The organism is Limnoraphis robusta CS-951 (assembly GCF_000972705.2).
Window position 1 is genome coordinate 1 of record NZ_LATL02000241.1, and the last position, 20,352, is coordinate 20,352.

Consider the following 20,352-nt stretch of genomic DNA (forward strand, 5'->3'; position numbering starts at 1 on the left):
ATATGAGTCAGGAACGTCAACAAATTGTTAAGGCTTATGGTGCAGAAATTATCACCACTCCCGCTAAAGCAGATATGGCGGGGGCTATTGCTAAAGCAAATGAATTACTGGCGAGTATTCCTCATGCTTTTTCCCCTCAACAATTTAGCAACCCAGCTAACCCGAAAATTCATTATCAAACCACTGGCGTTGAGATTTGGGAAGATACAGACGGTAAAGTTGATATTCTCGTTGTGGGTGTGGGAACGGGAGGCACGTTAACGGGGGCGGGATATTATCTAAAAAAACAAAAGCCTGACTTAAAAATTATAGCAGTTGAACCTGTTAATAGTGCGGTTTTGATTGGGAAGTCTGCGGGACTTCATAATATTCAGGGGATTGGCGCTGGTTTTATTCCTGATATTTTGCGGACGGATTTAATTGATGAAATCGTACAGGTGACAGAAGAACAAGCCTATGAAATTGGGCAGAAATTAGCAACAGAAGAAGGTATTTTGAGTGGAATTTCAACGGGGGCAATTGTTTATACTGCTCTACAACTTGGACAGCGTTTGGACTGTCAAAATCAGCTTATTGTCGCGTTTCAACCCAGTGGAGGGGAAAGATATCTCAGCACAGAACTGTTTAAATTTAGTTGATTTTTAAACTCAACAAATATTAGTGAATTTAAACTTTTATGGTTTTTTTGAACAGTTCTATTTTAGTCGGGTTTTCCCGTTTATTCTTCTCTAAAACTGCATCGGTTTCTGAAAGGAAAACATCTACTTTCGTTAAAGCAGTTGAAGTATCCACTAAAACATAAATTTCGACATCCATCTTCTAAACTCCTGAATATTGGGCTAGGTTCATTTTCTCGGCTTATTTGTGCTTTTCGGGACGATTTACAAAATTAGATTAACTCTAATATTAAGGCGGGTTTATGTCAATCTCGGGCTGATATTCTAGCTCTTAGAGAACCCGCCCCTACAGGAATTAAACTTCTTGAACTCGATGTTATCTCACTCCATTTTTTACCACATTTACTAAAATTTCAGGCTAGGGCGGGTTTATGTCAATCTCGGGCTGATATTCTAGCTTTTAGAGAACCCGCCCCTACAGGAATTAAACTTCTTGAACTCGATGTTATCTCACTCCATTTTTTACCAGATTTACCAGCATTTTAGCTATTGTTTCACTTCCAGTTTTATCCAAAACCTCAGACAAACGAGGCTGGTTTAACGGTTGGTGTATAAATTCCCAATTGCTTTCAAAAAATTCCCCATCGGTTAAAATTTGATGAGAGCTATAATTTTGTAACCCTTCTAATAAAATTTGGGCTTCGGCGAACCCTTCTCTAGACAAAGTTACAATGGGAATATTTAACCGCATGGCTTCTGAATAGGTACTAAACCCCGGTTTAGAAACCACTCGTCCACATAAAGGCATTAAGTCAACGGGGCGAATATGTGTATAATCGATTGAACTGTTGACTTGTGCTTTTTGAGTCTGGACTGAGATTAAATTGGGTAAATTAGGCGCATTTTTATCAAAGGTGATAAAGGTAAACTCTGGGAAGCTTTGTAGATTTTCATAGGGAATTCTAGCTAAACTTAATCCCCCAAATGTCAAAAGAATTGTTTTTTCAGGTGGGGTATTAATTTGAAAGTCTTCTCGGAGTGTATCTAAATTATAACGCGGATTTCCTCCCGTTAAACCTACGTCTGTAATATTAGGAAAAGCACTCATTTCTTCGTTGAGAGGAAGCCGGAACAAGCCATTACATTGACTAAAACAATCCGCAACCCAATCGGCGATTTCTATAAATTCTCCGCCCCAATCTCGATAGATAAAATCCCAGCCAAAGTTACTCATCATATAACCCGGAATTCCGGCTATTTTTGCAATAGAAGCGGCTAAAGGTGGAATATCCGCCAAGACTAAATCAACGCGATTTTGACGGATAAAATTAACTTCTCCGGCGATAATCGAATTTTGTTGTTTGCGAATTTCCTGTAATTTTTCGAGAGTTGCGGCTTTATTCATCGTTAAACTATCCGACTGAATAACCCCGACATCAAACGCCCGAGGACGTAAGATAAAGTCACCTTCGATATAGGATTCTAACAACCAACGCGGCGCCGTTGTGACTAAAATTAACAGGCTATCTGGACAAAGATGTTGAATTTGGGCGGCGACAGAAGCAGCACGAACGGCATGGCCAAATCCATGATTGGTGATAGCAATATAAAAAGTAGGTCTAGACATAAATGAACTCGGTTAGATACCGACATCTATTATAATAATTGATCACCGACTCCAAATTATTTTCTATAATGATCTCATAATTAACTGACAAAAAAACCAAAAAATATCAACTCTAGTCTTGATTTTATTCATCAATCCATACTATAATTTTTGTATCGCATCCCTGCTTCGCCATCGGGTAGCCTGCCACTGGCTTGCTGACTCTCATGCAATCACAATTCAGACAGTACCGTTAATTTTTGTTCGACGAGTTATAGAAATGATATAAATTTGATAACAACTGCTCTAAAGATGCTAAAACGAGTGAGAAGCATCAAGACAATAAATAGAGATATGAAGTTTGAGACTCTCAAGCAAGAAGCTTGCTACGAAAAAATTGAGCGCTGGATGCGGGAACTTTACGGTAAATTTCCTTGTCCGAAATCAGAAGTTCCAGGACTTGCTCTGTTTATGGGTTCGGCTCAGGTGGAAGTGTTAGTCTTTCCTTGGGGGAAAGATGATGCTATAATTACAGCCCGATCCTATGTCGTAACAGGAGCCGAACTCACTCCAGACTTAATGCGTTTTCTATTACGAGAAAATCACAATATGCGTTTCGGGGCGTTTGGAGTGGATGAACGGGGGGATATCGTATTTGAGCATACAATTGTGGGTTCAACTTGCGATAAACTTGAACTAGAAGCCTCCGTGAATGCAGTGTTAGAAATTGCTGATGATTATGATGATAAAATTGTAGAACGATGGGGAGGAAAACGAGCCTTAGATCGGTTGAATTAGTGAAAGATAGGGATGAGTTCATTAACGGTTATGGTTAATCAACGCCTGAATTTTTTCTAAGGATAATCCGGTGATTTGCATAACTTGTTCCTGACTCATTCCCTGTTGTAAAAAGTTACGATCAACTTATAGAAGTTGAGACTCTTATATTCACCGAACCACCGAACTAAACTGATGAGACTCGCTCCGTTCAGTCTAATAAAGATCAAAAAAGCGATCGCCTGATTTTATGATAATCAATGGCGATCGCGATGGCACAAAAATTCGATTCAAAATCTAAGGAATGCTAAAATTAGCCGTCAGGGGATAATGATCAGAAAATCCTTCCTTCTCTTTTTGACAAACCTGTTTTTGAATCAACAAAACATCAGATTCAGCCGGCCAAATTTTCGCCATCTGAGACACAAAAACATAATCTAAAATACTGGCATATTTTGGATCACATTGAGTTCCTGTTGGCGGACAAGAATTGGTTTTCAGACAATTTGGCTTAATCCAGGTCATCACCTCTTTTTTCAAAAAGATATCAAAAGCCTTATTCCCCTTTTTATCGACTAAATCATAGTCAAAGTTATAATCGCCAACCGCAATAACAGGTAAGGATTGTGCTTGCGCCCAATTGCGTAAATTTTCAGCTTGTTGATTGCGTTTAGTCTCACTTCCTCGGTTAAAATGATTAACCGTAAACAAGAACTCTTGACCTGTGGGTAAAAACTTAAAATGAGCCACTAACGGCGATCGCGAACCGCCAATATTATTCAGTTCTTCACTCTCGACAAGCTGAAGTTTATTTTTGTTGTAAATAATTTGCAGCTTATCTAATGAACCTGTTGTGCCGAAGATCGAATCAAAATCCGCTCCGGGAAAAGCAACCGCCTCCGTAAAAAGATCCGCCGCCGCTTGATCTGCAACTTCCGAAAGTCCCCACAAGTCAGCCCCCGAAATTTCTCGAATATCCTCAGCCACTAACTGCGGATCAGTATCGTTGAGATCGTCAGATTCAACATTATAACTGATAATAGACATGGGTTCGGCACTGGCGGGGAACGGGTGAGCGATCGCCACAAAGATTAGCAGTAAAATTACACCGAATGCCTTGAGAATTGACTGAATTCTATATTTCATAAACCCCTTTAAATTGGATACAGTTTTTGTCAGCTTGGCAAGACTGACTCCCAATTTGACAAGATCGCAGCCCAAGGAGTGACTCATGCCTGTTGAAATCGTGCCTGAAACTGACTTTAGATATTACCTAATAGCCTTTGATGAAACCGGAAAAGAACGCAAAGACGATCCTGATGGACAGATGACCCAACGGGTGATTGAAGTGTTAAAAACTGAACCGATTACTGACGTTTTTTTAATCAGTCATGGATGGCGTAGTGATGTTCCCGCAGCCCGACGTCAATATGGTCGTTGGATTAAGGCAATGATAGAACAAAAAACCGACCTAGAGAATATTAAAGACATTCGACCCGGATTTTCTCCGCTTTTAGTCGGGTTACACTGGCCTAGTCAACCTTGGGGCGATTATGACTTGGTAAATGCTTCGGCGATTTCCTATGGGTTTAGCGCCTCTTCTACAGCCACTCCCATGAATCAATTGGTAAATGAGTACGCAACCCGTTTGAGCGATACATCCGCCTCTCGACAAGCTTTGCAAACGATTTTACAATCCGCCCAACAAAACATCGCCCCGGAGGAATTACCACCCGAAGTCAGCCAAGCCTACCGCATTCTCAACCAAGAAACAACGTTAACCAGTCAAGATTTAGGGGCTTCACCAGCCGATGATCGAGAACCGTTTGATCCCGACAGTACGTTTCTCGTGGCGAGGGAGGAGGCTTTGAGTTATGGCGGGTTTAGTTGGGGGGGTGTTTTAGCGCCGTTGCGAACCTTATCATTTTGGAAAATGAAGGATCGGGCGCGTCAGTTTGGAGAAGGATCGGGACATGAATTTTTGAAGAACTTACAACGGGTAAGCGGGGAACAGGTACGATTTCATTTAATTGGTCATAGTTTTGGTTGTATTGTGGTGTCGGGAATGTTATCGGGAGAAAAGAATTGGGGCGTGTTAGAACGTCCGGTGAACTCTTTATTTTTGATTCAAGGGGCTTTTTCTCATTGGTCTTATTGTCGGGATATTCCGGTTACACCTGGAGTTGCAGGGTATTTTTACCCGTTAATTGCGGAGAAGAAAATTTCCGGATCGATTGTCACAACCTATTCTAAGTTTGATACGGCGGTTTGTAAGTGGTATCCCTTAGCGGCGAGTGCAACGAGCTTATTTTCGCGATCGGTGAGTTTCTTTGAATTTAACCAATTTCCCATGTATGGAGCTTTAGGGGCGTTTGGCGCTCGCGGAGGGAATGATTTTGGGGGGGTTGATATGGATATGTTGGAGCAAAATTCATCCTACCCCTTTTATCCCGGTCAAATCTATAATCTTGATAGTCGCGAGTTTATTCGAGAAGGTTCAGGCCCAGAAGGCGCCCATAACGATATTACTGGACCGGAAGTGGCTCATGCGGTTTGGCAAGCTGCGATCGCCAGTTAACTAATGTGTAAGCCCCACGTCGAGAGTGTTAAGTGTTAACGTGGGGTGAATGAGTTTGTTAATCTGTTGCGGTTACGTTTTCATAGACTCCTTGATCCCGTTTTACCAGTTTAGTAAATCCGGCGTTGCGATAATCGCTATTAGTCGTCGGAACAGACAACATCGGCGCACTCAAGACACGACGCACAGGCGCATCTTCTGGAGTCTGTCCTAACTCACATTGGGCTAACTGACAGACTTCACCCCAGGTTTTGATTTCCTGGTGAATGCTGTGCATCACTTCGACTTTCCGGTTATTGCTTGGACAGAAATAGTCGTAGATCGGCATGGTACGGTTAAGGATAGGGTAATTGAGGTGAACGATGATTGTATGGGCTACATGATTGTTAATTTTAGCTTGAGTTGTCTGAAATTGGCAGCTTTTGCAATTTGATCAACAAGATTTAACGCACATTTAATCGGAAGATCGGGCATAATACAAAAGCTGAAACTTTCCTTTCACATGACAGCTTTTTCAGTGATCCGTTCAGCACAAGGTAATTTGCTTTTTGAGTAAACGATGAACACCCGCGCAGTGACTTCTAACAACGGACAACCCCAAGTAGAGAACGGATCACTGATCACTGAGAACTGTGTTTGGGAGCAATCTACTATTGAGATGAGGATGTTCTAATGAGTGATTTTAAACCAACACCTGAAACCAATTTAACGATGGCTCAATTGTTGGAACGCTATCAGATTGGTGATGAAGCAACGCTAAGAACTTGGGCGCAATTGCATGGCTTGAATGGAAATCACGGGATTTATTCTCCGAATGAAGTGGAGTTAATTGATCATGTTCATCATCATTTACACAATTTGGGAATGAGCATTGATGAATACAAAAAGCTCGTGAATCGGCGGCTGCATCGTCCTTCCTATGAGTCGTCTGGGTGGAATTCTGCTGCAAACGCTCAACCGATTTCTCAACCGAATCCATCGGTTTCTAACTCGGTTTATAGTTCTTCAGAGAATCATTCATCGGATCAAACAGAAAAAGTGGTTCAAGAAGCATCAGGAGCGATTGAGATGCTAATGGAACAATATTCAGAAGCCATTGATTACATGGGAGAACAAATCGCTGATCAATTTATTGATGAGTTGGATGTTTCTGTGATGCGACATCTCAGTAGAAAGGTACAACAACGGTTAGCCCTTAATGGTCAAGCTAGGTCGAATCGTTTAATGAAAGCTATTCAAGGAGTGTTTCAATCTAAAAACAAGAGCTTGCTGATGGGTTCTCCTTCGGAAGATTCCAGTTTACACATGGAAAATACTCATCGTTTGGGTTAGGTAAATCTGTCTCAAGGAAGAACTAGGGAGAAGTCTAAACCCATTAAAATGAGTCAGTCGGATAATTTGAAATAAACTCTCAATTGAGAACTTACTCCCTAGTTCTGAGTTTACCCGTTCCGGCTCAACTATTCGGCTCGGAGTGATAATGAATGATTAAGTCTTGGATGGTGATTGCAGGGGTTGCTTTCGCGGTTGCTTTAGGCGGAAATCTCTTTCTTCAATCTGATGATCTACGATGGTTTCAACGGTTACGGCGTCCGAGTTGGTTGGTGTTTGAACGGTTAATTCCTCTGATTTGGACGATAGTTTTTATTGGCTTGGGTTGGTCTGCGGTGATTGTTTGGGAACAAGAACCGGGAACGATTATAACTTGGTTATTGATGGGATTATATTTGTTAGTTGAAGTCGTGACGATGGCTTATACTCCGGTCATGTGTAAAACCCGAAGTCTACAAGTCGGGACGATTATTGGCGGGACAGGGGCGATTTTATGTGTGATGCTAGCCATTAGTATTTTACCGATTTCTCAAGCAGCGACTCTTCTTTTACTTCCCTATATTCTCTGGAGTCCTATCGGAACTTTTGTCACTTGGCGGATGGCTCATCTTAATCCCGCAGATGCGTAAATTGCTTCAAAAGATTTCCTGATCCCCTGCTTTTTGGGGCTAATGGGTTTGGGTTCAAAAAAGTTCAACGGAATAAATAGAGATGTTCCTTGTAATCTTGCTGAACCTGCTATATATCGATGGGTTTCTAGCCAATTTTTATCGGCGAATGATTGCCCTGTAAAACTTTGATAGAGAATTCCCTGACAAGGTGAACCATCAGGGTTAGACTGTCCGTTTGGTTTGAAGGCATAAAATCGATAAGCCACAGATTCAAAGTTGGGGTAGAGGTAGACGCTCGTTTAATAAAAAATTCAACCGTTTTGTTTGAGGGAATCTGTCTGCTTAATCTTACAATCTTTTTGAGAATTTGTAAATCGCTATCTTCAACCTTTACAATTTTGTTAGAATATTCAACCCAAACCCAGGAAACTCACCCCAATTAAAATAGAGAAAAAACCACCAAGACACCAAGACACCCAGAGAAAATCTTCGTGTCTTTGTATCTTTGTGGTTAGTTTCTCTTTGAAAGTTCATCATTGACTCTGAACTAACGCTTCAACTTGACTGGCTTGGTTGGGTAAATTAGCCGTTAACACTTCGGTTCCCGTTTCTGTAATTAAGACGTCATCTTCGATGCGAATTCCTCGCACATCTGCAAATTCTTTTAACTTCTCCCAATTTACTACTTCTTGATATTTTTCCCGATTTTCTTCATCCTGCAAAATCGCCGGAACTTGATAAAAACCCGGTTCTATTGTGACTAACATTCCCGCCTGTAACGGACGATTTAATCGCAAATATCCTAGCCCGAACCGTTCACTTCTAATTCTTCCTTCTGCGTATCCGGCTAAATCTCCTAAATCTTCCATATCATGGACGTCTAAACCCAATAAATGACCAATTCCATGAGGGAAAAATAAGGCATGAGCATCTTGTTCGACTAAATCGCTGGGTTGACCTTTTAATATGCCTAGATTAACTAATCCTTCCGCAATTTTTAAAGCGGCTAACAGATGAATTTCTCGGTATTCTACCCCCGGTTTAATCTTTTCAATACAAGTATCATGGGCGTCTAAAACTACCTCATAAATATCCCGTTGTGTTGAGGAAAATTTACCGGAAACAGGCCAAGTTCGAGTGATATCAGCCGCCCATCCCATTGCCGTCTCCGCACCGACATCTACTAATAGCAAATCCCCCGTTTGTAGAGGGTTAAAATACTTTTCGTGGTGCAGCACTTGACCGTGAACCGTGACAATGCTATTGTAAGAACACACTGTATTGTGGGAAGTTATGACTTTTTCCATCTCGGCTCTGACCTCCCCTTCGGTTTTCGCTTTGGAAGTGACTGCCATACCTGCTTTGTGAGCTTCAACGGTAATTTTGGCGGCTTGGCGAAGTTCAGTTAACGCCGCTTGATCGTGAGACAAGCGTAACGCAATAATCGCTTTTATCAGTTCTAAATCAATGCCTGTTGCGGTTTTGGGAGGATGAACTGCACGGTTAAGGTGTTGAAACTGTTGGGTTTGAGTGATCGGATCTTGAATTAAAATCGTCGCTGCACCTGCCACCCGAGACGCTAACTCAGCCAGGGGAAACGCCGCATCCGCCCCGATAGATTCTGCGATAGTCTCCCGTTTGGGCATTTCTCCGTGCCAGAGGGCGTAACTGGGGGGCGGCTCATCGATGAACAACTCCATTTTACCTCCCTCGAGGCGAATTACAGCATTTTCTAACGGAAGTCCGGCGAAGTAGAGAAAATGACTGCTAGCGCGAAACGGGTAAGTATTGGCGGGAAAATTACGGGAACGATACCCTCCTGACCAGAGAATAGCCGGAAAATCGATTAATTTTGCCAGTTGTTCTCGTCGGGAACGTAAAGCGTCAGGCAGTTGTTGGGAATCAGTGGGCAGTTGCATTATTTTCAAGGGAGAATTTGAGCGTTTAATTGATCATCGAAATTTTGGGTCTGAAACCCCGCCCTAAAGGACGGCTTTATTCAATAAGTTTAACGTCTTCACAAGACATATGTTAAACTATGAGGCATGACTGAGAAAGCCTATCGCTACCGTTTTTACCCAACTCCCGAACAGGAAAACCTGTTGAGGAGAACGTTAGGATGCGTGCGACTGGTGTACAACAAGGCACTGGCGGTACGAACCGAGGCTTGGTATGAACGTTTTGAACGAGTTGGCTATTCTCAAACCTCTTCGATGCTGACGGAATGGAAGAAAGAGGAGGAATTAGACTTCTTAAATGAGGTCAGTTGTGTTCCCCTTCAGCAAGGGTTGAGGCACTTACAAACTGCGTTTACCAACTTCTTTGCGGGTCGGGCGAAATACCCAAACTTCAAGATAAAACGTAACGGTGGGAGTGCCGAATTTACCAAGTCAGCTTTCAAATTCAAAGCAGGTCTTGTCTACATTGCTAAGTGTTTTGAACCTTTGCCAATTCGATGGAGTCGTCAACTTCCCAAGGGATGCGTACCTTCTACAATAACGGTCAAATTAGACCCGAGTGGAAGATGGTTTGTTTCTTTGAAAATTGACGACCCAACAGACCACAAACTAAAACCCGTCGATAAAAAAGTGGGAATTGATCTTGGTATCAGCAGTCTCCTTACCACCTCCGATGGAGTGAAGGTTTCAAATCCCAAGCATTTTGACAAGCTATACAAAAAACTCAGACTTGCTCAAAAGTCTTTAAGCCGAAAAACTAAAGGTTCTTTGAACAGAGAGAAAGCAAGAGTTAAAGTAGCTCGAATTCAAGCCAAAATTGCTGATTGCAGGCGCGACCAAACTCACAAGCTAACGACTCAACTAATGAGTGAAAATCAAACGATAGTCGTTGAGGATTTAGCTGTAAAGAACATGGTGAAAAATCACAAATTAGCCAGAGCAATCAGCGACGCCAATTGGGGAGAACTGGTTCGACAACTTAACTATAAAGCTGAGTGGTACGGACGAGAATTGATCAAAATAGATAGATGGTTTCCCAGTTCAAAGCGTTGTTCAAATTGTGGGTATATCGGCGAAAAAATGTCGTTGAATATCAGGGAATGGGATTGCCCCAAGTGCAACTCTCACCATGATCGAGATATCAACGCTAGTATAAATATTTTGGCGGCAGGGCTTGCCGTGTCAGTCTGTGGAGCGAGTGTAAGACCCGAAGAGAGTAAATCTCGCAAGGCAACTGCTAAGAAGCAGAAACCCAAATCGTAAGGTTTGGGAATCCCCTTCGTTTACGGAGGGGAGGATGTCAAAAATAGTGTGTTATATTGGCTTATCTGAAAATTTGGAAAGTGTTGAAGAAGAATACATCCGTCAGAATAAATCCGTCAGAATCAATCAGTGGGGGATTGGGACCCGCCACTGATTGTAGACCGCTAAATAGAAGATTTAGCGGGGGTCTTCAACCCAATTATTCATCTGCCACTCGTACAGAATTCAATTCTGAATTCTGGCTCCTGACTCCTGAATTCTGTTTGATAATGTTTAAGGTGTATAAGTACAGGATATACCCAATAGCGATCAACAGATAGCGAAGCGCGAAGAACTTGGGCTGCTGTAGATAGTTTTGGAACTCTTCTCTAAAGTTGTGTCAGCAGACTGATATTGAGACGGGGAAAGGATAAGATGTTTTTAGCAGTACCCGAAAAATTCACTCAAACGAGATTGAGACAGCCGGGAACAACTGAAAACCTATTCTTTAGTTTGCTCTAAAATGCAACATGAACCGCAAAAAAGGGGATGAAAAGTTAGCTGTATTGGTGGCGCTGGGAATTACGCTTGTTCATCCAGTCGGGGTGAGTTTCGCTCAAACTCAGCCGGAAACCGCCACCCTGTTTTCAGATATTCAAGGACATTGGGCGCAGGGATGTATTCAAACCTTGGCGCAACGAAAAATCGTTGGGGGAAACCGTGAAGATGATCGATTTCGCCCGGATGAACCGATGAAACGGGTGGAGTTAGCGATTATTTTTAGTCAAGCGTTTCCTGATGCTGAATCCGTTCGCAAACCCACAAATTTTGCCGATATTCCGACTAATTATTGGGCTTATGATGCGATTCGAGATGCGGATCGCAAAGGCTTTCTTTCGGGCTATATTGCAGGTGCTTTTAATCCGATGGTGACGGTATCACGGGTACAGGTTTTAACCGCATTAACTCAGGGATTAGGTTATCAACCCCGTTTTTTATCGACTGAACAATTAGAGCGGATTTTTACCGATGCAAATCAAATTCCTGAAGCGTCAAAAAATGCGATCGCTGCGGCGACTGAAAATGGCTTAGTGGTGAATTATCCGAATGTTCAAAAATTAAATCCTAATCAACCCGCCACTCGGGCTGAAGTTGCAACATTTATCTGTCAAGTGATTGTTGATTCTCGCCAAACGCCTTTTGTTCCGACTGAATATATCGCTCGAATTCCAGCAGATGAGTTATCAAAGTTAACGCCTCAACCTATTGTTTTAAACGCCAAAGAAGCCGAAGACAAACCCGAAATTGTTCCAGATAAACCCGAGGAAAATCAACCCACACAGACAACATCTGAACCCTCTGAACCCTCTGCGAATTCTTCTGAAGAAATCCCCCCATCTGAGTCTTTACCGCTTATCCCGGAGATTCCTGAGTCTTTAGAAGCCAGCGCTCGTTTAGAAGATGTCGAAGCGTTATTGTTTTATCAACCGGAAGATCAGCCTTCAACGAACAAAATATTACGTTTACAAATTGTTCGCCGAGGACAGTTAAGATTTAGTGAATCAATTTTATTAGTCGCTCGGGGAAATAATCAGCCTTTTGATGAATTTTTAGGGGTGGAAATTGCCGATATTAATGGAGATAAAGAACCGGAAATTATGCTTGACTTCCGAACAAATAGTTCAAATTCTCCGGTTTACTATTCTCTGATTTATCGTTATAATCCGATTCGAGGTCAATATGTTCCGATTCGTCAAGATTGGGGAAATACTCCTCCAGAACGTTTACAAAATCAGAATAATCCTGAAGGGGTTTAATATTAACTTATACCCCGTTAAACTGAAGCCTGAGTGATTGTAAAAGCGGGATATTTAAGCTCATCTTCTATCCTAGAATAACGGCTCATCCTCTAATAACTCAACTGTCGAACTGATTAAATTTTGTTGAGTTTGAGACAACCGAGAAAGACTTCTAAATCCTTTGAAAATCGGTTCAAGCTGAGATTTTGCATCCTCATAACCCTGTTGTTTCAACTCTTGAATTCTGTCAGCATCAAAGTTGAGCAAACTTTGTAAATCTGAATTGAGTAGTTTTTGCGGGCGAATTTCAATAATCGTTTGATGGGGAAAATCATGGCGGTTCCAAACCCGACCACTTCCCAAGTGTATCACAATTACATGAGTACAACCTCTAGCCGCTAATGCACCCAACGGAACGTTATCAACCAAACCGCCATCAACGTAGTTTTTCCCGTTAACACTTCGACAGGGAAAAGCTAGAGGAATAGCGACACTCGCCAACAATAAATTATAAACAGTTTCGTGATCTGGGCAATCTTGAATGCACAACCATTCTGCACCCGTTCCCATTTTAGCGCGAATAAAATCTATTAACCAATCATAACCCAAACCGGGTATTTTTAACGAAGGAAATACTGTCACCCAGAGTTCAATTCCTCGCCGCAACTCAACGGGATTAATCGTTTCTCGTACCAGATATTCTATCGGAGTTGGATCGTAAAAAGCGGTTCTATCTTTCAAGATTCCGCTTTCAACTAAAAAATGTAACATCCACTCTCGAAAAGTGGGGATAAAAGTTTGGGCGGCGTAACTAAGAAGATGATAAATTTGTTCAGTATTGGGTTTAAGAATTTCAACTTCTCCGAGATTTGTCCAGAGTTCATTTAGCTGTTGAACGGCGTTAGAAAACGGGCGATAAGAGGCTAAAACCGCCCCGTTAAGAGCGCCTACACTGGTTCCAGCGATAATTTTGGGTTGAAAGTTCAATTCCGCTAAATAACGCAGTGCGCCCGCTTGATAAGCACCTTTTGCACCGCCTCCGGTTAATACTAATCCCCATTGAGAATTGAGAAAATTTTCAATCATTTTATTCAAAAATATAAAGTTTGTAGTAGCGCTTTAGCGCATTCATTACAATTGGGCTGAAGCCCTACAACGAACTGACTCACCGAATTAAATTAACACAATCATTGGCAATTTCTTCGACAATAGCGGTAACAAATTCTCGCGCATCGGTGGTTTGAGAAATCCGATCAATTTGTTGGCGACAAAGAGCGATCGCACATTTTCCAATTTGTTTCGGCTGGGCGTCTGGCGGTAAAATTGCGAGTTCTAAAGTTGTGCCGAGAGTAAATAATAATGGTGTGGTTTGTAGCCGCGAAAACCGAAGCGATCGCACTTCTAATAACGCCGCAGTAAGTTCGCGATCATCTGCGGGTATTTCTTTACAGGTTTGATTGAGTAAATTTGCGAGTCCAAAAAATTGTTTAGAAGGGGGTTGACTGTGGGCTAGTATTTTATTTACCACAAGGGGACGAAATCTTTTAGTATCGCCCGTTACTTGTTCGTAAATTGCAACGGAACTGCTAAATATTTCCCTGGTTAACAATGCTATTTGTATCGCCCAGGGTAAGTTTGTATAGGTTTGTTCCGCCATCCAAGCGGTTAGAATTCGATCCAAATCTTCCGATGCGGCGATTCTAATTTCTAGCTGATAAATTCGGCTTTCTAATTCATTTAATCGCTGGTTAATTGCGTTGATTGAGTTTTCGAGGTGTTCACTCAGAGATAATATTGCTTGTTTTTGACGGCGAATGGCTTCCCGTGCTTCTAATAATGATTGTTGGGTAACTTTTAGGGCGACTTGGCTAATACTTAGAGAATCTGTTAATTCTAATACCCAATTATACAACGCTTCTTGACCTGCGATCAGGTTGCCATCGAGTAACAGTTGACGTTGGCGATCGCTTCCGGTTAAGCTCTCAAAGAGTTGTCCGAAATATCCTCGACTTTTGCGATAACGAATTAAGTCTTTATTGATGTCTATTCCGTTAACTAAATCGACCAATGCTTTATCGCTAACTAGGGGAATTCGTTGTTGGAGTTGTTGAAGGCGATCGCTTAATTCTGTTTGGGGTTGTCGGTGAGTTGAGAACATTTTAACTCGGTAAATGGGATTAAGTTGGTTGGTTAGACAGGGAATTAATTCCCTGCCTGAGTAATTGACTATTTGTTAGTTGGCATTAATTGATCATTTCGCTTCATGTATGAGTTTACTATTGCAATTTTTTTGCTTGCCTCTTGATCGACAAATTTAAGCTCATCAATGAGTTGTTTTTGCTGTTCAAGAGAAAGTTTTTTATCTTTCTGAGCTTGTTTCAAACTGTCTCTATAATTCCCAAGATAAGCATTAAGCTGATCAAAGAAAGTATCAATTCGTTCTTGGAAGTCTTCTTTAAGATACTCAGAAATATCCTGATTGATCTTACCAATGCTTGCTTCGAGAGAATCATTAATCTGAGCAACTAAATCATTTAGAGAAACAACATAGTAATCTTCTCGGACATCAGGCTTTTTGTAAGTTTCTTCCTCTTCATAAGGGACTATCCAAAGCCAATGCCAAAAAGAACGCTTTATAACTGTTCGCGTACCATACCCTCCGTCTCGCAGGCGAGTTTGAGATTTCACATCAGGCTGTATCGTTGTCAAACTATCATCTGACTCTAAAGTAGGTGAGGGTAAATCCAAGTTAATCTCGAAGGTTTCATTCAAGCGCTTTTTCGCTTTTTCGATGATGGGCTTTGTTTGTTTTTCTAAAACTTTTGTCAAGTTTATTCGAGCTTGTTCAACCTCTTTTTCTGCATTTTGACGAACACTTGACATGATAAATTTCGATCTCTTTCTTGCCCAAGCAACCGCTTGTTCGGAACACTCTTGTGCTTCTTGCTCGGTCTTAAATTCAAAAACTCCTGCTGATTTGTACTCGGTCTTAGGCTTTGTTTTTGGTGAAAAAAATTTAGGAAAAAGAGCGAAGCTTCCGCCTAAATTAATTGGTGGAGCAATTCCGACTAAGGCTTTGGCTTTAAATGTATCGGGTTTTTTTATAGCACCATTCTGTTTGTAGTCTTCCTCAATGGAGTAATCCTCTATGCTGACTTTAGCTTCTTTTTTTAGTTGAATCTGATTCAAATTGCTCTCAAGCGATGTTATGATTGAATCAACAACTTTTAATCGATTGCGACATTTTTCAAGACTATGTAAATCGTTTTCGAGCGCACCAATTTCTAACCTCAACTTGTCCTCATCTTGTGCGATCGCGCTACCCCGAAGTTTTACATCATCTAATAATTTTAAGAGACAAGAATGAGTGACATTGAGTGCAGACATCATACAGCGAGGCGCCGCAGTTTCCATCAGTACATTAATTGCTTGATCAAGAAAGGGTGCAAATCCTGACTTCTTCCACATTTTTAGAGCTTTTTTCTCTAGTTCTTCCTTTGTTGCATCCTCGAGATCTTCTTCCCAGTCAATCCCAAATACTTCTTGAGCCAGTGATTCTGCTGTGACTAATTCTGTTAATTCAGCGTCGGGATTTTGTTGTAACTCCAATAAAAATTTAGTGGCACAAAAAGCTCGAATCGCAGCGATTTCAAACACTTGTTCTGTATCGCTAGACTTACTAAGTTCCAAGTCAGAAGCAACAAACTTTTTAACATCTTCAGGGGTCATATCTCCTTGACGACGTTGATCAACTTTATTGACTAGAACATAAAGGTTTTCTTTTCCGAGTAAATCAATAATCGGTTGAACCTGTTTTTTTACACCTTCTGCGGCTTGGTTATTTAGCTGTGTAAAATCGAGAACAATCAACACAATGGAACTGTTTTGTAATTGATCCGCCACTACAGCACTCAGGCGAAGGTTTTCTCCCGCTTCATTTGGTCCCGGAGTATCAACAATCACTAAATTACCGAGTTTGTTGGATTGTTCGCCTTCCTGAGAATGCCAAAAAGGTGTTTCAATACGAGGAACATCTGGGAGTTTGAACAGTGGATCATTTATTGGATCTAAAACGCTACACAGACGAACGATATCATTAAGAACACTGAGGATTTTGTGAATTTCTTCTCGTCCTTGATTTTCTGGTTTTAACAGCAATGCTCCAAAACTTTGAATATTCCGTACCAAATCATTTAAGTGGGGATATTGAGCAATTCTTTTTTCAGTTTCTTCCGAACCTAATTCGTTAATTTTTCGCTGCAAACTCTCAAGAGTGTCTTGAAAAATAGATAAAACTTCATCATTTAGCGTGAGAATGGGTTCATTTAAGTTAGCGTTGAAAAAAATCTCTGTGGGTAGTGTCGTCATTGCAGCGTTACGACTGGGAAGCAAATCTTGACCGATAATTGCGTTAATAATTGTAGATTTACCTGCTTTCATCGGCGCAACAATTGCCATTCTTAACTCCAAGTTCTCAACCTTTCGAGTCTCGTTTTCAACTTGCTTTTGAAAATCTCCGTATTTTTGACCGAAATCTTCTGAACTCAAAGCAAAATTAGCTCGACCCATTAATTGACTGACTTCTTTTAACAGCTCAATCACATCCTGTTGCAGATCTTGAACACTGGGTTTAAATTCGGTCCCATTCATAACGTTAAATCCCTCGAAGGTGAATAAAGGCTTCTCCCGAGAATTTTCTCTAGGCGTTGGCTCTGTTTATAACGGGAAACTGTTCAACAGAACTTTGAAGGCTTTATATTCAAGAATAAGCGATTAAAACTTAGATATCAATGTGGGAATTACTGAACTTTCAGAACTTTCTATGAATCAAAATGAACCTCGATCTCCGTAGAAACACTGATTCTATGAAAGTCGTTTGTTCAGCAAAACCTATTGCGTTGTGTTGTCTACAGTTTCTTAAACTGTTGTAAGATTAGAGAATAGGCGGGTATAGCGAGTAGGAGAAACCCTCAATGACTCAAGAGATTAATCTAGACGAACAGACGATTGATCGCGTTGTCGAAATGGCTTGGGAAGATCGAACTCCTTTTGAGGCGATAGAAATCCAATTTGGTTTAAAAGAAAAAGATGTGATTGCGTTAATGCGACGAGAAATGAAACCCTCTAGCTTTAGGATGTGGCGTAAACGAGTCAGTGGACGCAACACTAAACATTTACAAAAACGCGACTTTGACAAAGGTCGGTTTAAGTCAGCAAATCAAAAAACATAATAACAGGAAATCGGGAAATAAATTTCAGGTGTTGATGTAGGGGCGGGTTCTGTAAAAATGTATGTTTTCCTAGAGATAACTGAGATCAACCCGCCCCGATGTCTGGTGTTGGTGTAGCGACGGGAACAAAATAGATTGATTCAAACGAAGAATGGTGAAAAGCCTGATAGTGACTGAGCAAATTCCTCCCTTTTGCCTTTTGCCTCTTGCCTCTTGCCTCTTGCCTGCGCGAAGTGCTATAACTGAAAAAAAAGCACCCTGAATATTTGGGTGCAATTTTATTGGGAATGAAATTTAAGGGAATTAGGCTTCTAAAGTGAGATACTCAGGGGTAGACAGGGAGAGAGAACGACATCGATTTTGGTAATTTTGCATAAACTCATCGAGAGTCCGTCGCAAATCTTCCCGTCCGTGAAACTGTTCCAGCCGATTTAACTCTCGGCCGTTGTCGAATAAAATCAGGGTGGGTAGAGTCTGGAGGCGATAGGTACTGGCTAGTTTGAGACTTTGATCAGCATTGACACCAACGACTTTCACCTGATCTTGCCAGTTAGCTTGAAATTGGTGCAACTGAGGAACAATCAGCCGACACAACCCGCACCAGGGCGCCCAAAAATGAACGAGTACCGGGACAGAGGCACCCAAGACCTCTTTAGCAAAATTTTGCTCACGAATTGAAAGCAGCATAATCTTGGAAGTATTTTATTAATGGACGTTTAATATCACTGGGATCATGCTACCAGGCTATGTTACTTGTGGCACCAATCAAAAGAGGATGAACTTGCCACAAGAGAATGATGAAAACAGCAACACCCAGATAAGACCAACGGACAAACTCTTGCCACTCCAAAGTTTGACGACCCTGAACAATTGCCAAAAAGGGTATCACAGAAGTGCGATCCCGAACTGCATCAAATGCTTCACCATAACGCGCTCTTAAGCGTCTGTCGCCGTGCCAAACCGCAAATAGGTGATGAGCTACCAAACCGATAGAAGTGACCAGCGTGAAGCTTGTACCGAGCCAGAGCGTGTGAGCGATGCACCAAATCACCTGTCCAACCATCTGAGGATGACGGGTAATGCGAATGATCCCCGTTTCGTAGAGATGAACTTGGGGTTTTTCAATCGCTGCGATTTCGAGCAGGTTAAACGTGGCCGGATAGAGAAACACAAACGAGAATGCAGAGAGTCCCCAGACAAGCGGAATCACAAAAGGATACTGTTGAACTTGCCACAGTTGTACCCCGTCATAACGATGATTGAAAAAGTAAATAACCAGCACAACCGCCAGAGGTAAACTAACCAAAGCAAACAAAATCCGATAGAGTCGAGCGCCGATTTTTGTTTCACCCCAAGGACGCAGAGCCGCTAAACCACTATGAGCGACAGCAAAGCCCAAGAGCAACCCCAACATCACAAAATGGCTGGGTATTAGCCATTTATCCACCATTGTCACCTCTTCAGTCGATAATAAAGTTAACTTCAATACAAATCATCCCGCAGTATGCTGAAAGAACTTGATCCCCTCCTATTTTGTCTTAAAGCTCCTCTGGCTTGTTGAGGTGAAGTCTTATGTCAGATGTTCCATTCACACTAGACCAATTACGCATTATCAAAGCCATCGCGGCTGAGGGAAGCTTCAAGCGGGCGGCTGATAGCTTGTATGTCTCCCAACCGGCTATCAGTCTTCAGGTGCAGAACTTAGAACGACAGTTAGATGTACCGTTGTTTGATCGGGCTGGACGTCGCGCTCAACTCACTGAAGCGGGTCATCTCCTCCTGACTTACGGAGAGAAAGTTCTCTCACTGTGTCAGGAAACCTGCCAAGCCATTGAAGATCTCAGAAATCTCAAGGGAGGTACGTTGATTGTCGGCGCTTCTCAAACTACAGGGACTTATCTACTTCCCCGGATGATCGGATTATTTCGGCAGAAATATCCCGATGTTGCGGTGCAGTTACACGTTCATTCGACTCGCCGTACCGCTTGGAGTGTCGTTAATGGACAACTGGATTTAGCGATTGTGGGGGGAGAAGTTTCGGCAGAACTCGCCCAATCTCTGGAAATTGTCCCTTATGCTCAAGATGAACTGGCTTTAGTTGTTCCGATTTCTCATCCTTTTGCTGAACGGGAAACGATTGCTCAAGAAGATTTATATCAGCTTCAGTTTATCAGTCTAGACCATCAATCCACTATTCGTCGTGTGATTGATCAAGTTCTCTCTCGCACGGGAATTGATACGACTCGTTTGAAAATCGAGATGGAGTTAAGTTCAATTGAAGCTATTAAAAATGCAGTTCAGTCTGGCTTAGGTGTGGCATTTATTTCGACCTCAGCGATTGAAAAGGAATTAAAGATGGGAGTGGTGCGAACAGTGAAGATTGAGCGAGTGATCATTACCCGAGTTCTCTCGGCGATTTCTAATCCCCATCGTTATCAATCGAAAGCCGCAGAAGCTTTTGTCAATGAGATTTTACCTGGGTTTTCTACTCCCGGTTTAGGTAAATACAGTTTAGGTTATCAAAAACCGGAAGGGGTAGACATATTACCCAATCACTCTATCATGCAGTCGGAGTTGAGTGAAGAAACAGTCTAGGTTGAC

21 protein-coding genes are annotated in these 20,352 nt (G+C 41.8%); 10 read left to right on the forward strand and 11 right to left on the reverse strand.

Annotated elements, in window-relative coordinates:
• Window positions 1-638 (forward strand): pyridoxal-phosphate dependent enzyme (locus WN50_RS20530; protein WP_049560536.1); only part of this gene is annotated, 638 nt, incomplete at its 5' end.
• Between the two features lie 28 nt (window positions 639-666).
• On the opposite strand, the gene WN50_RS34770 is transcribed toward WN50_RS20530, so the two are convergent.
• Both WN50_RS34770 and WN50_RS20535 read right to left on the reverse strand, forming a co-directional pair.
• A complete protein-coding gene (locus WN50_RS34770; protein ID WP_160315415.1) occupies window positions 667-816 on the reverse strand; it encodes a hypothetical protein in 150 nt (49 codons plus the stop codon).
• 306 nt (window positions 817-1,122) lie between these two features.
• Window positions 1,123-2,244, reverse strand: coding sequence for a glycosyl transferase (locus tag WN50_RS20535; RefSeq protein ID WP_046280522.1), 1,122 nt, complete (start codon window positions 2,242-2,244; stop codon window positions 1,123-1,125).
• A gap of 333 nt (window positions 2,245-2,577) precedes the next feature.
• Between WN50_RS20535 and WN50_RS20540 the strand changes: the two genes are divergently transcribed.
• A complete protein-coding gene (locus WN50_RS20540; RefSeq protein WP_046280521.1) occupies window positions 2,578-3,021 on the forward strand; it encodes a T3SS (YopN, CesT) and YbjN peptide-binding chaperone 1 in 444 nt (147 codons plus the stop codon).
• Between the two features lie 276 nt (window positions 3,022-3,297).
• On the opposite strand, the gene WN50_RS20545 is transcribed toward WN50_RS20540, so the two are convergent.
• Window positions 3,298-4,146: an endonuclease/exonuclease/phosphatase family protein gene (locus WN50_RS20545; protein ID WP_046280524.1), complete on the reverse strand. Its 849-nt coding sequence runs from the start codon at window positions 4,144-4,146 to the stop codon at window positions 3,298-3,300.
• A gap of 85 nt (window positions 4,147-4,231) precedes the next feature.
• On the opposite strand from WN50_RS20545, the gene WN50_RS20550 reads away from it, so the two are divergent.
• Entirely contained in the window at window positions 4,232-5,578 is a 1,347-nt protein-coding gene (locus WN50_RS20550) for a hypothetical protein (RefSeq protein ID WP_046280520.1), read from the forward strand.
• 58 nt (window positions 5,579-5,636) lie between these two features.
• On the opposite strand, the gene WN50_RS20555 is transcribed toward WN50_RS20550, so the two are convergent.
• A complete protein-coding gene (locus WN50_RS20555; RefSeq protein ID WP_235441043.1) occupies window positions 5,637-5,855 on the reverse strand; it encodes a zinc ribbon domain-containing protein in 219 nt (72 codons plus the stop codon).
• Here WN50_RS20555 and WN50_RS35020 point away from each other — a divergent pair.
• The 3 genes from WN50_RS35020 (at window position 5,850) to WN50_RS20565 (ending at window position 7,539) form a co-directional block, all read left to right on the forward strand.
• Complete coding sequence (locus tag WN50_RS35020) at window positions 5,850-6,011, forward strand: hypothetical protein (RefSeq protein ID WP_162490189.1); 162 nt, start codon at window positions 5,850-5,852, stop codon at window positions 6,009-6,011. The genes WN50_RS20555 and WN50_RS35020 overlap by 6 nt on opposite strands.
• Window positions 6,012-6,250: 239 nt before the next feature.
• Window positions 6,251-6,910: a MerR family transcriptional regulator gene (locus tag WN50_RS20560; RefSeq protein ID WP_046280518.1), complete on the forward strand. Its 660-nt coding sequence runs from the start codon at window positions 6,251-6,253 to the stop codon at window positions 6,908-6,910.
• A gap of 152 nt (window positions 6,911-7,062) precedes the next feature.
• Window positions 7,063-7,539 (forward strand): TspO/MBR family protein, encoded by a 477-nt coding sequence (locus tag WN50_RS20565; protein ID WP_046280517.1) that lies wholly within the window; start codon window positions 7,063-7,065, stop codon window positions 7,537-7,539.
• Here WN50_RS20565 and WN50_RS20570 read toward each other — a convergent pair.
• Both WN50_RS20570 and WN50_RS20575 read right to left on the reverse strand, forming a co-directional pair.
• Window positions 7,515-7,787 carry a hypothetical protein gene (locus tag WN50_RS20570; RefSeq protein WP_046280516.1) on the reverse strand — a complete coding sequence of 91 codons (273 nt, stop codon included), beginning with the start codon at window positions 7,785-7,787 and terminating at the stop codon, window positions 7,515-7,517. The genes WN50_RS20565 and WN50_RS20570 overlap by 25 nt on opposite strands.
• A gap of 267 nt (window positions 7,788-8,054) precedes the next feature.
• Window positions 8,055-9,440 carry an aminopeptidase P family protein gene (locus WN50_RS20575; protein WP_046280515.1) on the reverse strand — a complete coding sequence of 462 codons (1,386 nt, stop codon included), beginning with the start codon at window positions 9,438-9,440 and terminating at the stop codon, window positions 8,055-8,057.
• A 126-nt stretch (window positions 9,441-9,566) separates the two neighbouring features.
• Here WN50_RS20575 and WN50_RS20580 point away from each other — a divergent pair, with 126 nt between their 5' ends.
• Complete coding sequence (locus tag WN50_RS20580) at window positions 9,567-10,742, forward strand: RNA-guided endonuclease InsQ/TnpB family protein (RefSeq protein ID WP_046280514.1); 1,176 nt, start codon at window positions 9,567-9,569, stop codon at window positions 10,740-10,742.
• Between the two features lie 509 nt (window positions 10,743-11,251).
• A complete protein-coding gene (locus WN50_RS31090) occupies window positions 11,252-12,538 on the forward strand; it encodes an S-layer homology domain-containing protein (RefSeq protein ID WP_053221566.1) in 1,287 nt (428 codons plus the stop codon).
• Window positions 12,539-12,610: 72 nt separating this feature from the next.
• On the opposite strand, the gene WN50_RS20590 is transcribed toward WN50_RS31090, so the two are convergent.
• The 3 genes from WN50_RS20590 to WN50_RS20600 all read right to left on the reverse strand — a co-directional run bounded on the left by WN50_RS20590 (window position 12,611) and on the right by WN50_RS20600 (window position 17,170).
• Window positions 12,611-13,606, reverse strand: a complete 996-nt coding sequence (locus WN50_RS20590) for a patatin-like phospholipase family protein (protein WP_046280513.1) — start codon at window positions 13,604-13,606, stop codon at window positions 12,611-12,613.
• 79 nt (window positions 13,607-13,685) lie between these two features.
• Window positions 13,686-14,678 (reverse strand): diguanylate cyclase regulator RdcB family protein, encoded by a 993-nt coding sequence (locus WN50_RS20595; protein ID WP_046280512.1) that lies wholly within the window; start codon window positions 14,676-14,678, stop codon window positions 13,686-13,688.
• A gap of 68 nt (window positions 14,679-14,746) precedes the next feature.
• Complete coding sequence (locus WN50_RS20600; protein ID WP_046280511.1) at window positions 14,747-17,170, reverse strand: dynamin family protein; 2,424 nt, start codon at window positions 17,168-17,170, stop codon at window positions 14,747-14,749.
• Window positions 17,171-17,493: 323 nt separating this feature from the next.
• On the opposite strand from WN50_RS20600, the gene WN50_RS20605 reads away from it, so the two are divergent.
• On the forward strand, window positions 17,494-17,751 hold the full coding sequence (locus WN50_RS20605) for a TIGR03643 family protein (protein WP_046280510.1): 258 nt from the start codon (window positions 17,494-17,496) through the stop codon (window positions 17,749-17,751).
• A gap of 303 nt (window positions 17,752-18,054) precedes the next feature.
• Here the strand turns inward: WN50_RS20605 and WN50_RS20610 are convergent, their stop codons facing one another.
• Both WN50_RS20610 and WN50_RS20615 read right to left on the reverse strand, forming a co-directional pair.
• Entirely contained in the window at window positions 18,055-18,438 is a 384-nt protein-coding gene (locus tag WN50_RS20610) for a thioredoxin family protein (protein WP_046280368.1), read from the reverse strand.
• A gap of 49 nt (window positions 18,439-18,487) precedes the next feature.
• Entirely contained in the window at window positions 18,488-19,201 is a 714-nt protein-coding gene (locus tag WN50_RS20615; protein WP_046280369.1) for an NnrU family protein, read from the reverse strand.
• A gap of 122 nt (window positions 19,202-19,323) precedes the next feature.
• On the opposite strand from WN50_RS20615, the gene WN50_RS20620 reads away from it, so the two are divergent.
• The gene (locus tag WN50_RS20620) at window positions 19,324-20,346 is read left to right on the forward strand and encodes a LysR family transcriptional regulator (RefSeq protein ID WP_046280370.1); all 1,023 of its coding nucleotides are present in this window, start codon (window positions 19,324-19,326) and stop codon (window positions 20,344-20,346) included.
• Window positions 20,347-20,352: the final 6 nt, after the last annotated feature.

Excerpts from the sequence above, each read along its gene's own strand:
- WN50_RS34770 (WP_160315415.1), bottom strand. The coding sequence starts at position 816 with ATGGATGTCGAAATTTATGTTTTAGTGGATACTTCAACTGCTTTAACG.
- WN50_RS20535 (WP_046280522.1), bottom strand. The coding sequence starts at position 2,244 with ATGTCTAGACCTACTTTTTATATTGCTATCACCAATCATGGATTTGGC.
- WN50_RS20540 (WP_046280521.1), top strand. The coding sequence starts at position 2,578 with ATGAAGTTTGAGACTCTCAAGCAAGAAGCTTGCTACGAAAAAATTGAG.
- WN50_RS20545 (WP_046280524.1), bottom strand. The coding sequence starts at position 4,146 with ATGAAATATAGAATTCAGTCAATTCTCAAGGCATTCGGTGTAATTTTA.
- WN50_RS20550 (WP_046280520.1), top strand. The coding sequence starts at position 4,232 with ATGCCTGTTGAAATCGTGCCTGAAACTGACTTTAGATATTACCTAATA.
- WN50_RS20555 (WP_235441043.1), bottom strand. The coding sequence starts at position 5,855 with ATGCACAGCATTCACCAGGAAATCAAAACCTGGGGTGAAGTCTGTCAG.
- WN50_RS20560 (WP_046280518.1), top strand. The coding sequence starts at position 6,251 with ATGAGTGATTTTAAACCAACACCTGAAACCAATTTAACGATGGCTCAA.
- WN50_RS20565 (WP_046280517.1), top strand. The coding sequence starts at position 7,063 with ATGATTAAGTCTTGGATGGTGATTGCAGGGGTTGCTTTCGCGGTTGCT.
- WN50_RS20575 (WP_046280515.1), bottom strand. The coding sequence starts at position 9,440 with ATGCAACTGCCCACTGATTCCCAACAACTGCCTGACGCTTTACGTTCC.
- WN50_RS20580 (WP_046280514.1), top strand. The coding sequence starts at position 9,567 with ATGACTGAGAAAGCCTATCGCTACCGTTTTTACCCAACTCCCGAACAG.
- WN50_RS31090 (WP_053221566.1), top strand. The coding sequence starts at position 11,252 with ATGAACCGCAAAAAAGGGGATGAAAAGTTAGCTGTATTGGTGGCGCTG.
- WN50_RS20590 (WP_046280513.1), bottom strand. The coding sequence starts at position 13,606 with ATGATTGAAAATTTTCTCAATTCTCAATGGGGATTAGTATTAACCGGA.
- WN50_RS20595 (WP_046280512.1), bottom strand. The coding sequence starts at position 14,678 with ATGTTCTCAACTCACCGACAACCCCAAACAGAATTAAGCGATCGCCTT.
- WN50_RS20600 (WP_046280511.1), bottom strand. The coding sequence starts at position 17,170 with ATGAATGGGACCGAATTTAAACCCAGTGTTCAAGATCTGCAACAGGAT.
- WN50_RS20605 (WP_046280510.1), top strand. The coding sequence starts at position 17,494 with ATGACTCAAGAGATTAATCTAGACGAACAGACGATTGATCGCGTTGTC.
- WN50_RS20610 (WP_046280368.1), bottom strand. The coding sequence starts at position 18,438 with ATGCTGCTTTCAATTCGTGAGCAAAATTTTGCTAAAGAGGTCTTGGGT.
- WN50_RS20615 (WP_046280369.1), bottom strand. The coding sequence starts at position 19,201 with ATGGTGGATAAATGGCTAATACCCAGCCATTTTGTGATGTTGGGGTTG.
- WN50_RS20620 (WP_046280370.1), top strand. The coding sequence starts at position 19,324 with ATGTCAGATGTTCCATTCACACTAGACCAATTACGCATTATCAAAGCC.